The 506-nt window shown below is 62.5% G+C and carries 1 protein-coding gene; it reads left to right on the top strand.

The features are described from left to right. A partial coding sequence (locus EN893_RS37380) for a S16 family serine protease (RefSeq protein WP_348632550.1) occupies positions 1-345 on the top strand: 345 nt, incomplete at its 5' end. Positions 346-506 lie beyond the last annotated feature (161 nt).

Raw genomic sequence — 506 nt, 5'->3', positions numbered from 1 at the left:
GTGTCGGTACTGACGGGTATTCCGGTCCGGGCGGATGTGGCGATGACCGGCGAGATAACGCTTCGCGGCCGCATCTTGCCGATCGGCGGGCTCAAGGAGAAGCTGCTCGCCGCACTGCGCGGCGGCATCAAGAAGGTGCTGATCCCGGAAGACAATGCCAAGGACCTGGCGGAGATCCCGGACAATGTGAAGAACGGCATGGAGATCATTCCGGTCTCACGTGTCGGCGAGGTGTTGCGCCACGCGCTGGTGCGTATGCCGGAGCCGATCGAATGGGTCGAACCGGTCAATCCGCCGGCCTCGACAGACAGTGCCGACGACGCTGGAAAGTCCCTGGCGCATTAGAGCGCCGGGCGTCCATCTGGACGCACAAAGGACGCTCTAACGCTCGGACTTGCGCATGGCCCTTTCCGAAAACCGGCTACGGTTTTCGAGGCCATGCGTTGGTTTTCGTCAAGGCTGCAGCGCACAAACGGAGAGCCGGGCCTAGAGCCCGGCTTTTTCAT

This window comes from Mesorhizobium sp. M7A.F.Ca.CA.004.04.2.1 (assembly GCF_004022825.1).
Taxonomy (GTDB): domain Bacteria; phylum Pseudomonadota; class Alphaproteobacteria; order Rhizobiales; family Rhizobiaceae; genus Mesorhizobium.
The sequence above is the reverse complement of the archived record's forward strand: the minus strand, read 5'-3'. Positions and strand labels throughout refer to the sequence as shown.